Below are 12012 nucleotides of genomic sequence, written 5' to 3'. Positions count from 1 at the left end.
CAACTACTGAGAAAAACTATGTCAGAAATCAGCCGCGCCGTACTGTTCGGCAAACTGGACAAGCTGTTATTCACCTCTCTGGAAAGTGCGACCGCGTTCTGCAAACTGCGCGGCAATCCCTATGTTGAACTGGTGCACTGGCTTCATCAGCTGATGCAGCATCAGGAGGGCGATCTGCAACAGGCGATCCGCCATTTCTCGCTGGATGAAGAGGCGCTGACGCGGGATATCGTGGCGGCGTTGGATCGCCTGCCGCGCGGGGCCAGCGCCGTCGCCGATCTGTCGGAACATATCGACAGCGCCGTCGAGCGCGCCTGGGTTTACGGTTCCCTGAAATTCGGCGTGCAGAAAATTCGTGGCGGCCATCTGCTGATCGGCATGCTGAAAACCTTCAACCTTGCCAATTTGCTGAAGGGCATCTCGCCGCAGTTTGGTCGCATCAGCGTGGACGCGCTGCTGGAACAGTTCGACACCGTTTTTGCCAACAGCAAAGAGGAACAGCAGGTGAGCGTCGCGCCGGTTGATGCCGGTGCGGTTCCTCAGCAGCAGGGCACGCTGGCGCAATATGCCCAGGACCTGACCGCACGGGCGCGCGAAGGCAAGATTGACCCGGTGGCCGGGCGTGATGAAGAGATCCGCCAGATGGTCGACATCCTGATGCGTCGTCGCCAGAACAACCCGCTACTGACCGGGGAAGCCGGGGTCGGTAAAACCGCCGTGGTGGAAGGGCTGGCGCTGCGCATTGCCGCAGGCGACGTGCCGCAACCGTTGCAGGACGTGCAGCTGTGGCTGCTGGATATCGGCATGTTGCAAGCCGGTGCCGGCATGAAGGGCGAGTTTGAAGCGCGTCTGCAGGCCTTGATCAACGAGGTGCAGTCCAGCCCAACGCCGATTGTGCTGTTTATCGACGAGATCCACACGCTGGTCGGCGCGGGTGGTCAGCAGGGAACCGGTGATGCGGCTAACCTGCTGAAACCGGCGCTGGCGCGCGGTCAGCTTCGCACCATTGGTGCCACCACCTGGGCCGAATACAAAAAATATATCGAGAAAGATCCGGCGCTGACCCGCCGTTTCCAGACCGTGCAGGTGCAGGAGCCGGATGAAGAGAAGGCGCTGCTGATGTTGCGCAGCACCGTCAGCCCGCTGGAAAAGCATCACCGCGTCCTGCTGCTGGACGAAGCGGTGGCCGCGGCGGTGAAACTGTCGCACCGCTATATTCCGGCGCGTCAGTTGCCGGATAAAGCCGTGGCGCTGCTGGATACCGCCTGCGCCCGCGTCGCCGTCAGCCAGAGCGCTCAGCCGCCGCAGCTGGAAGACTGCCTGCACCGCATCCACGCGCTGGAAATCGAAAAAGAGATTGCCGGACGCGAGCTGAAAGTCGGCATTGGCGACAGCACGCGCGTTGAGGCGCTAAGCGAACAGCTGGCCGAACTCGCCACGCAGGCTGAAGCACTAACCGCCCGCTGGCAGGCTGAGCGGGAACTGGTCGATGGCATCATCGCCCTGCGTGCCCAGCTGCATCAGGACAGTGCGGAAGATGTGGCTGAACTGCATGCCACGCTGAAAAACCGTCAGCAGCAGTTAAAGGATCTGCAGGGCGAATCGCCGCTGCTGTTTGCCGCCGTGGATGCCAACGTGGTTGCGGCAGTGGTTTCCGACTGGACCGGCATCCCGCTGGGCCGCATGGTCAAAAACGAGATCGATGCGGTGCTGAAGCTGGCAGACACGCTGAACGAGCGGGTGATTGGTCAGCGTCACGGCCTGGATCTGATTGCTAAGCGGGTGCGGACGTCGCGCGCCAGACTCGACGATCCCAACAAGCCGGTCGGGGTGTTTATGCTCTGCGGCCCGTCGGGCGTCGGTAAAACCGAAACCGCGCTGGCACTGGCCGAGACGCTGTACGGCGGCGAGCAGAACATCATCACCATCAATATGAGTGAATTCCAGGAAGCGCATACCGTTTCTACCCTGAAAGGGGCGCCGCCGGGCTATGTCGGCTATGGCGAAGGCGGCGTGTTAACCGAAGCCGTCCGCCGTCGGCCTTACAGCGTGGTGCTGCTCGACGAGATCGAAAAAGCGCACCCGGACGTGCACGAAATCTTCTTCCAGGTGTTCGACAAGGGCTGGATGGAAGACGGTGAAGGACGTCATATCGACTTCCGCAACACCATCATCATTTTGACCTCCAACGTCGGCACCCAGCTGATTAGCGCGATGTGCGCCGATCCTGAACTGATGCCGGATCCCGATGCGCTGGCCGCTGCGCTGCGTCCTCCGCTGCTGGAGGTCTTCCCGCCCGCGCTGTTGGGCCGTCTGCTGGTGGTGCCGTATTACCCGCTCAGCGACGAAATGCTGGCCAGCATTGTTCGCCTGCAGCTGAAGCGCATCCAGCGTCGCCTGGAGCAGAACCACGGCATTGTTTCCGAGGTGGACGACAGCGTGATTGCCCAGATTGTGCAGCGCTGCACCGAGGTGGAATCCGGTGGTCGCATGGTTGACGCCATTCTAACCAATACCCTGTTGCCGCAGATGAGCCAGATGTTGCTCACCGCCAGCGCGCGGGATGAACAGTATCGCCGCCTGCGTGTGACCTTACAGCAGGGCGAATTCCAGTGTCAGTTTGAGGCTTAAGGCCTGTCACTATCAGAGAGTTGTCCAATATGTCAGAACACGATAATCCGCGCGCAGTCCCGAATGCCTTACCGGTGGGCTACCGCTTTAACGAGTTTGAAATCAAGGAAGTGATTGGCGGTGGCGGCTTTGGCATTGTCTACCGCGCCTGGGACCATCAGCTGGAGCGGACGATTGCCATCAAGGAGTTTATGCCGGCCTCGCTGGCCGTACGCAATGATGACCTGACGCTGGTGCTGCGTAGCGAACGCTTCAGCAAAACCTTCCACGCCGGGCTGAACAGCTTTATTCAGGAGGCGCGCCTGCTGGCCCGCTTCAATCACCCGAACCTGCTGCACGTTCTGCGTTTCTGGGTACAGAACGATACCGCCTATATGGGCACCGCGTTCTATACCGGCACCACGCTTTCTCAGCTGCATCAGCAACGTCCGGAGATGATTAGCGAAGCCTGGATCCGCACCGCGCTGCCGCCTCTGTTTGGCGCGATCAACACCATCCATCACGAAGGGTATCTGCACCGCGATATCTCGCTGGATAATATCCAGATTCAGGAGAACGGCGTGCCGGTGCTGCTGGACTTTGGTTCGGCGCGTAAGGCCATCGGCAACCTGTCCGATGAGACCGAAACCATGCTCAAGCCGGGTTTCGCCCCTATTGAGCAATACAGCGACGATAACGAGAGCGAGCAGGGCACCTGGACCGATATCTATGCGTTGGGCGCGGTGCTGCACACGCTGATTGTGGGATCGCCGCCGCCGGTCAGCGTGGTGCGCAGCATTGAAGATAACTACCAGCCGCTGATGCAGCGTCAGCCGTTTGGCTACTCGCTGGCGCTGCTAAATGCCATCGATCGGGCGCTGGCCTTGCAGCCAGAAGATCGCCCACAAACCGTCGATGAGTTTGCCGCGCTGATGGAGTTCACCCCGACCGACATCAACGAGATCCACGAAGTGAAAGTCAGCGGGCCGGGCACCATGCTGGTGGCAGTGGAGCCAGAAGAAGAGGTGGCGGCGACGCCCGTTTCTCCGCTGAAACGCTTTATGGTTCCGGGATTGATTGCCGCGGGCGTGCTGGTGGGCATCGGCGTGGGGGCATTGATTGCCGGAGGCGGCAGCAACAGCCAGCCTGAGAGCGCGGCAACTGCGCCAGCATCGACAACCGCACCAGCATCGGCATCGCAGCCAACGGAAACCGCCCGCGCAAATCCGTCGGCGACTCCGGCCGCTTCGGAAACCCAGACCGGTGCCGAACAGGCGACCCCAGCCGTTGCGCCGCCACCGCCAGCCCCGGTTGCGCAGGTCTACATCAAGCTGCTGCCGGGTGACCAGGTCGCCATGAACGGCAATCCGCAGGCGTTAGTGCCGTCGCCAAACGGCTTTGCCATGCTGCAACTGCCGCCGGGCGACTACCGCTTCAGCATCAGCAATAACGGCCAGACCCGCGACCAGAGCATCACCGTCGATCGTGAAGGCGTGTGGCTGCTGAATCCGCAAAGTTAATCACCTCTCTTCAGCCCGGTGCGACTGCCGGCCGGGCGCAGTCTTTCAGGGAAATCATCATGCTTGATCGCATTACAGTTCAACTGCCGATGGACGGCCTGCTGTTCTGGAAACTGAACGGCACGGAGGCGCTTTCCAGCGCGTTTGAAATCACCGTCCAGCTCCTGAGCACCGATGCCCGCATTGAGCGTAAGGCCCTGCTGGGGCAGCCCATGACCGTGTCCATCCCCACCCAGAACCTGATGGCCACCCGTTACCTGAACGGGAAAATCACTAAAGTGTCGGTCAGCAGCACCGAGCTGAGCGGCACGCGCTATGCGGTTTACAGCCTGGTGATGGAGCCGGACCTCTGGCCCCTGAAGCGCGACAGAAACCTGCGCATCTTCCAGAGCCAGACGGTAACGCAAATCATCAAAACGCTGCTTTCCGAATACAACGTGACGGTAGAAGACAAGCTCACCGGCAACTACCGCGTGTGGGAATACTGCGTGCAGTATCAGGAAAGCAGCTTTAACTTCATCAGCCGCCTGATGGAGCTGGAAGGGATTTACTACTACTTCCGCCATGAAGCGGATAAACACACCATGGTGCTGATGGACAGCGCGCAGCAGCATCAGCCGTTCAGCGGCTATGAAACCATTCCGTACCACGTCACCCCGTCCGGCGGCTCGACCAGCGAAGAGGGCATCAGCCTGTGGAGCCTGGAAGACCAGGTGACGCCGGGGCTGTACAGCATCGATGACTACGACTTCCGCAAGCCCAACGCGTGGATGTTCCAGGCGCGGCAGAATCCGGCCTCACCGTCGCCGGGTCAAATCGACGTCTACGACTGGCCGGGGCATTTTATCGACCACGACCACGGCGAGTTTTACGCCAGAATCCGCCAGGAAGTGTGGCAGGCCCAGCACCAGCAGGTCACCGCCTCCGGCACCGCGCTGGGGCTGGCGCCGGGAAACACCTTCACCCTGCTGAACGCGCCGTTCTTCAGCGATAACGGCGAATACCTGACGATTAAGGCCGTTTACGATTTCGAAGAGAACAGCTACGCCAGCAGCAACAGCGGAAGCACCATCCACAAGGTGGATATCGTGGTGATCCCGTCTGACGTCACCTTCCGGCCGCAGCCGACGGCAGAATGGCCGCGCACCCACGGCCCGCAGACGGCGAAGGTGGTGGGGCCGAAAGGCGAATCGATCTGGACCGACAAATACGGCCGCATCAAGGTGAAGTTCCACTGGGACCGGCTGGCAAAAGGCGACGACACCAGCTCCTGCTGGGTGCGCGTCTCCAGCGCCTGGGCGGGACAGGGGTTTGGCAGTATGCAAATCCCGCGTGTAGGTGATGAGGTGGTGATTGACTTCATTAATGGCGATCCGGACAGGCCGATCGTAACGGGGCGCGTATATAACCAGGCCAGTATGCCACCCTGGGAATTGCCAGCATCAGCAACTCAGATGGGGTTTTATAGCCGCAGTAAGGATGGGCATAAAGACAACGCCAATGCATTCCGTTTTGAAGATAAATCAGGACATGAGCAAATCTGGATCCATGCTGAAAAGAACATGGACACAGAGGTTGAGAATTGTGAAACACATGAAGTCGGTGTCGATCGTAAGAAAACGATTGGGCGCGATGAGAACGTCACTATTAAACGTCATTCAAATGTCGACGTTGGTGTAAATGCGACACACAAGACAGGTGAGAAACATATTATCAACGTTGGTGAAAGTCAGAGCGTTCTGACCATGGATAAGGAAGGTAATGTACTTCTTGAAGCCGCGACCAGCATTAAATTAAAAGTGAATGATAATTATATTTTGATTTCCCCGGCAGCGATTGAAATTCAGGTGACAGAGGGAAGTATCCTGGCTCAGAGCGAGGATGAAGCGCTCTTTAAAGGGACCAACTTTACCTCGCTTGGTGGTGGAACGGATGCAGAGTTAAAAGCTAATGATACTGTGAGTATCACCGGCGTGAATATCACCGATATTAAAGGTGCTCTGATTAAAGTGAACAGCTAGTGGCATAGGGAAGGATGATAATTTTATGGGAAAACCAGCCGCCAGAGCAACTATTGATCAGTGTGCTCATACCGGTCAAATTCAGTCCGGCAGCCCCAATGTGCTTATTGGGGGCTTCCCCGCAGCCAGAAAGGGTGACCCAGTAGGCTGCTCTCAGCATGGTAGTGGCATTATTGTCGGCGGCTCTGCAAGCGTTCTGGTAAATGGGCTACCTCTTGCTAGATTGGGGGATAAAACTCAGTGTAATACGTCGGGGGCACCGGCAGTAGCTCCAAATATCTACTGGGGAGGCTCATTAGCTGAAAAAGCGGGTGACGATGGCATGTTACATGGAGAAAAGTTTGATCTCCGAGTACTGGGTGCCTATGACAATAGCGAGGATAAAACCGGTGATGGTAATTATGATAGTGCATCGGCTGGGTTTTCACTTTTAGACCTCACCGTTGGTAATATGAAAAGTGATGATTTATTTAAGTTTGAAAATCGTAATAAATTGGCCGTAGCGAATCTCAATAGTTCACTATATGGTGGTGACTCCGGAATATTTGGAGTGAACGGGAGTGGTACTGCTACTGCGGTACAATATGGTGGTACCGCAGGCTTGGGGAGTCAGGGGGCCCTCTATGGTGGTGTGTCAGGTGACGTAAGCATAGCAACGGTCGAATCTAAAGCTATTGGTGAACTTTATTATGGTAATAAGGGGCGCTATGGATTTAGTGTGGAGGGGGGAAGCGAAGCGGCGTTACTAAAACCTGAAGCAATTGTAAACATTGATATATATAGTTTTATTGTCGCCGAAGCTAAGTTCGGAGCCCCTATTGGTGGAGCTGGGGTTTCAGCAGGATTGACTGCTTATATAGATGAGACTGATTACTCAGGTAATCTAAAGATTGCTGGGGAGTTAGCTATAATTTTAGGGCTTAAAGGCGATGTTAATGTTAAAATTTCAGCTAAACCTATACTTAAATTACTTTATGAAGATGATGGCGAGATTAAACCGTCTGATGGTGATGGGGTGATTTTAACAGGTTGTGTTATTGTGTTGATTGGCGATTGAATTTTTAGAGGCTTTTAATGATGAACTGGATTGGGTTCTTGTTTTTTTTAATGCTGGCATTATGTTACCTTTGGAATGGAAAGGATACTTTCAATAAGAAAGAGTGGATTTCATTTGGTCTCAAGTTTTTAGCGGTTATTTTAGGTGTATTTATATTTGGGTTTATTTTCAAGTTTTTTGCAACTGTAGTTCCTGTTATTTCAGTAACCACAGCTAAATATTTAACCGTTACATTTTTCCTGTCGTTTACTATGATTTTAGGAACGAAATTTCTTGTGGTTATGATTTGTGCTATTTTTTCAAGGATAATTGCATTTCACCGTGACCATAATAAAGACCATTATCAAGAGATAGCTTCTATTTCTAATCGTTATGGGTCATCACTTATCTTGTTAGCAAAATGCCTGATTTCATTCGGCAGCGTATTAATATTTTATGGTATTTGGTTGGCATAACCGCCTGGACAGAGGGTTTTTATGAACATTGATCGCAGTTATGACTTCCCGCTGACCTCAGCATTTACAAATGAGCAGGTGCAGCAGCATTTCTGGAAATGCCTTTATACTTCTGCCAAACAGGAGATGCTGCATTATTGGGTGATATTGCCACAGAAGGTTAAGCCAGCCGAACTCGATCCTATTGATTTTCATGACGTCGGCTTAACCAATATCGGTCGCTATGTCTCGCCAGATAAGTCACCTTATCTTGAGATATGGGCTGCATATGAGCATTGCCCGTGGGAAATGAATGCCTCTGATTGGTTGTTTAATAAGCTATCGTTGATGGGAGAGAAAATTCTTCATCAACGCATACTCGATAATCCCTCTGGCAGTGGGAAATTCGCTGATGTGTTAACAACCAAAACGCAACCTTCGGGTGAAGAAGTGATCTCCCGTTACACTGTGCAAAAAGACTACAACCCTAAGAGCGCTGGTGGTAATTACTTTCTTCTGAAAGCTTCCTGCGCTTCGGGGGATTACCCCGCGTTGGCTGATGATATCTATACCGTTGTGGTCAATTGGGATCTTCTTCATCGTAGTCATCTGGGCACAGCAGAATTGCTGACGACTATTAATCTTAATGCTGACAGCTCATTTAAAGTTCCTGCCTCCTGGAGGGCTAAGAACGTTGCCGATAACCGATTGCTTGTAGAGCATACGATTAAAGGTATTAACTATGGCGTAATAAATATTTATTTTTATTCCAAGCCTTTGCATCATTCACCGGAACAAGTATTTAATAAATCTGTTGAACGGTTCTATCATAATGAAAATTCTGTGACGCTTACGGTTAAAAAAGTCCAGCGCATCATTAATAATTTCAATGATAATCTTGATCAAGACGTATATACCTGTATTGGCGACGTGTTCAGCGCCACTGAGAATATGCGCGCATTTTATCAAATGTTTATACTTAGCCATGCCGACTTGTGGGTTTACATCGAATTGGTGGGCAAAAATATTAATCATAAAGAATATCATTATGAAGCTAACAAACGCTGTCTCGAACTAGTCCTTTCAACAATTAATATCAACGTGAAAACAGGCCAGTAAAAACGTGTGGCTTCGTGACCCGTTCTTGATTTTTAGAGACTCACTGTTGATGACGTGAAGTGCTCAGTATCATTCAATCAATTTTCTCTTCTGCCCTATTTAATCGCAACGTCCTCCTGAAGGTACGGTTCTCTCTGCATTACCCCTCTTATTCATTCAGCCCGGCCCATCACCGGCCGGGCGCAGTCTTTCAGGGAAATCATCATGCTTGATCGCATTACAGTTCAACTGCCGATGGACGGCCTGCTGTTCTGGAAACTGAACGGCACGGAGGCGCTTTCCAGCGCGTTTGAAATCACCGTCCAGCTCCTGAGCACCGATGCCCGCATTGAGCGTAAGGCCCTGCTGGGGCAGCCCATGACCGTGTCCATCCCCACCCAGAACCTGATGGCAACACGTTACCTGAACGGGAAAATCACCAAAGTGTCTGTCAGCAGTACCGAGCTGAGCGGCACGCGCTATGCGGTTTACAGCCTGGTGATGGAGCCGGACCTGTGGCCCCTGAAGCGCGACAGAAACCTGCGCATCTTCCAGAGCCAGACGGTAACGCAAATCATTAAAACGCTGCTTTCCGAATACAACGTGACGGTAGAAGACAAGCTCACCGGCAACTACCGCGTGTGGGAATACTGCGTGCAGTATCAGGAAAGCAGCTTTAACTTCATCAGCCGCCTGATGGAGCTGGAAGGGATTTACTACTACTTCCGCCATGAAGCGGATAAACACACCATGGTGCTGATGGACAGCGCGCAGCAGCATCAGCCGTTCAGCGGCTATGAAACCATTCCGTACCACGTCACCCCGTCCGGCGGCTCGACCAGCGAAGAGGGCATCAGCCTGTGGAGCCTGGAAGACCAGGTGACGCCGGGGCTGTACAGCATCGATGACTACGACTTCCGCAAGCCCAACGCGTGGATGTTCCAGGCGCGGCAGAATCCGGCCTCACCGTCGCCGGGTCAAATCGACGTCTACGACTGGCCGGGGCATTTTATCGACCACGACCACGGCGAGTTTTACGCCAGAATCCGCCAGGAAGTGTGGCAGGCCCAGCACCAGCAGGTCACCGCCTCCGGCACCGCGCTGGGGCTGGCGCCGGGAAACACCTTCACCCTGCTGAACGCGCCGTTCTTCAGCGATAACGGCGAATACCTGACGATTAAGGCCGTTTACGATTTCGAAGAGAACAGCTACGCCAGCAGCAACAGCGGAAGCACCATCCACAAGGTGGATATCGTGGTGATCCCGTCCGACGTCACCTTCCGGCCGCAGCCGACGGCAGAATGGCCGCGCACCCACGGCCCGCAGACGGCGAAGGTGGTGGGGCCGAAAGGCGAATCGATCTGGACCGACAAATATGGCCGCATCAAGGTGAAGTTCCACTGGGACCGGCTGGCAAAAGGCGACGACACCAGCTCCTGCTGGGTGCGCGTCTCCAGCGCCTGGGCGGGTCAGGGGTTTGGTGGCGTGCAGATCCCGCGCGTCAACGACGAGGTGGTGATCGACTTTATCAACGGCGACCCGGACCGGCCGATCGTCACCGGCCGGGTCTACAACGAAGCGAGCATGCCGCCGTGGGCACTGCCGGCAGCGGCCACCCAGATGGGCTTCCTCAGTCGCTCGAAGGACGGTTCGCCGGACAACGCCAACGCCCTGCGCTTTGAAGATAAGGCCGGGGAGGAGCAGGTGTGGATCCAGGCGCAGAAGAACATGGATACCCATGTGAAGGCGGATGCCAGTCATACAGTCGGCCAAAATCACTCGCATTACGTAGGGCAAAATGAGCAACACCGTGTTGAAGCAAGCCGGGTACATGGTGTGAAGGTGGGAGAAACTATCCTCACCGGAAGTAAGAAAAGTGATTCAGCTGTAGATGAATACGTACTGGCATCAGGCACCACGCTGCGTTTACTGTGCGGCGAGAGCGCAATTGAACTCACGGCAGCCGGGCAGATCAATATGAAAGGCAAAGGCTTCAATATTTTCGTCGAGGGGCAGGGCTACATCAACACCAGTGGCGGCAAGCTCAACCTGAATGATGGCACCGCTGCAGCAGTTGCTGCACCTGGCGCAGGCCATAAAGCAGATATCAAAAGTGCTGTGGAGGCGCTTTTCCCGGCAAAAAAGGGCAGTAAGGCTGCTGCGCCTGCGTTGGCTCCAGCCCCACTCTCAACGACTGAAACTCATATTCCAGATGTCACCCCTTTTGGGCAAGATATTGACAAACTTGTCAGCGAATCACCAACACTGACTGAAGATCTTAAGAAGCTTCAGGAGCAAGGATGGGAACTACAGGAAGGAAAGGCGGGAGGAGGAACAACAGCCAATCGGAGTAAGCAAGTTATCACCGTTGACAGTAATGACTTGAAGGATCCAGCCAATGCAGTTCAATCAATCGCTCATGAAACTGGCCACGCATTATATACACCTAAAAATGACTTCTCATCAAAAGACAGCTACCTTAACAGTGCACTTAGCGATGAGGGAGCTGCTACGCTTAAAAATATTGAAGTCAGAAGAGAGATCCTTTCCAATGGAGGGGAAGATATCGGTGTCGCCGGGAATTATGAAAATACCGCATCTTATAATAAGGTTTATGATGAACTTCAGAGTGGTGTTAAGACAAAAGTACAAGCTGAAGAATCTATAGGAAGGATTTTCGGTAAAGGAGAGGTTACATCCAATACGGGGCAGACCTATGAAGATTATTATGGAGGATGGTATGATAAAAACTTCCCTGCGAAATAAGTTTTTATTCTCTCTACTATGTGCAGGGGTACTAACAATGAACTTTGCCAGAGGAGCAGTAGTGATGCATGATAACATATGGTCTTTCATTGACAGCGTTCGCCCTGCTTTATCAATTTCGGCTGAATCTCTACAGCCATTACTCCCCGTGCCATTAAATATATATAAAGAAAATCATTACTTTTCTTTTTATCATTCATCCGAGTTCACGTTAGTGGATGGAACAAAGTTAAAAAACCTCAATCTACGGGTAAATAAAAAAGAAAATGATAAGCCTTTCATTTTCTATGTCGACGTATCAGACCGTTGCATTAAATTGGAAGAGGTGAGGAAACATTATCCTTCTCTTGTGATTACCGAAACACCTCAAGGACACTCATCTGAAGATGTTACCGGCTATTCTTCAGCTCCTGATGAAAAAGGTCAAGTAGTGACATTTAGTTTTGCAGAAAATAAAGCTGAATGTTTAAGTAGTGTAATTATTAAAAATTAACGAAGAAATCAAT

At 53.3% G+C, this 12012-nt stretch carries 8 protein-coding genes; all 8 read left to right on the top strand.

What is annotated here, in order from left to right; genetic code table 11:
* Positions 1–18 precede the first annotated feature (18 nt).
* The 8 genes from tssH (at position 19) to AC0IXH_RS14500 (ending at position 11999) form a co-directional block, all read left to right on the top strand.
* Positions 19–2631: a type VI secretion system ATPase TssH gene (tssH, locus tag AC0IXH_RS14535; protein ID WP_471720613.1), complete on the top strand. Its 2613-nt coding sequence runs from the start codon at positions 19–21 to the stop codon at positions 2629–2631.
* Between the two features lie 29 nt (positions 2632–2660).
* A complete protein-coding gene (locus AC0IXH_RS14530; RefSeq protein ID WP_471720612.1) occupies positions 2661–4130 on the top strand; it encodes a serine/threonine protein kinase in 1470 nt (489 codons plus the stop codon).
* Between the two features lie 59 nt (positions 4131–4189).
* Positions 4190–6151: a type VI secretion system Vgr family protein gene (locus AC0IXH_RS14525; protein ID WP_471720611.1), complete on the top strand. Its 1962-nt coding sequence runs from the start codon at positions 4190–4192 to the stop codon at positions 6149–6151.
* A 25-nt stretch (positions 6152–6176) separates the two neighbouring features.
* Positions 6177–7208, top strand: a complete 1032-nt coding sequence (locus AC0IXH_RS14520; protein WP_471720610.1) for a PAAR domain-containing protein — start codon at positions 6177–6179, stop codon at positions 7206–7208.
* 17 nt (positions 7209–7225) lie between these two features.
* A complete protein-coding gene (locus tag AC0IXH_RS14515) occupies positions 7226–7663 on the top strand; it encodes a hypothetical protein (RefSeq protein ID WP_242600501.1) in 438 nt (145 codons plus the stop codon).
* 21 nt (positions 7664–7684) lie between these two features.
* Positions 7685–8761 carry a hypothetical protein gene (locus tag AC0IXH_RS14510; protein ID WP_471720609.1) on the top strand — a complete coding sequence of 359 codons (1077 nt, stop codon included), beginning with the start codon at positions 7685–7687 and terminating at the stop codon, positions 8759–8761.
* A gap of 204 nt (positions 8762–8965) precedes the next feature.
* Positions 8966–11506: a type VI secretion system Vgr family protein gene (locus AC0IXH_RS14505; RefSeq protein ID WP_471720608.1), complete on the top strand. Its 2541-nt coding sequence runs from the start codon at positions 8966–8968 to the stop codon at positions 11504–11506.
* Positions 11481–11999 carry a hypothetical protein gene (locus tag AC0IXH_RS14500; RefSeq protein ID WP_471720607.1) on the top strand — a complete coding sequence of 173 codons (519 nt, stop codon included), beginning with the start codon at positions 11481–11483 and terminating at the stop codon, positions 11997–11999. The genes AC0IXH_RS14505 and AC0IXH_RS14500 overlap by 26 nt, the downstream gene beginning before the upstream one ends.
* Positions 12000–12012 lie beyond the last annotated feature (13 nt).

Source organism: Erwinia sp. AC075, from assembly GCF_979253995.1.
This window is presented reverse-complemented; position numbering and strand designations above follow the sequence as displayed.

Bases quoted from the DNA above. Each gene is read 5' to 3' on its own strand.
- AC0IXH_RS14500 (WP_471720607.1), top strand. From the start codon at position 11,481: ATGATAAAAACTTCCCTGCGAAATAAGTTTTTATTCTCTCTACTATGT.
- AC0IXH_RS14515 (WP_242600501.1), top strand. From the start codon at position 7,226: ATGATGAACTGGATTGGGTTCTTGTTTTTTTTAATGCTGGCATTATGT.
- AC0IXH_RS14510 (WP_471720609.1), top strand. From the start codon at position 7,685: ATGAACATTGATCGCAGTTATGACTTCCCGCTGACCTCAGCATTTACA.
- tssH (WP_471720613.1), top strand. From the start codon at position 19: ATGTCAGAAATCAGCCGCGCCGTACTGTTCGGCAAACTGGACAAGCTG.
- AC0IXH_RS14530 (WP_471720612.1), top strand. From the start codon at position 2,661: ATGTCAGAACACGATAATCCGCGCGCAGTCCCGAATGCCTTACCGGTG.
- AC0IXH_RS14505 (WP_471720608.1), top strand. From the start codon at position 8,966: ATGCTTGATCGCATTACAGTTCAACTGCCGATGGACGGCCTGCTGTTC.
- AC0IXH_RS14525 (WP_471720611.1), top strand. From the start codon at position 4,190: ATGCTTGATCGCATTACAGTTCAACTGCCGATGGACGGCCTGCTGTTC.
- AC0IXH_RS14520 (WP_471720610.1), top strand. From the start codon at position 6,177: ATGGGAAAACCAGCCGCCAGAGCAACTATTGATCAGTGTGCTCATACC.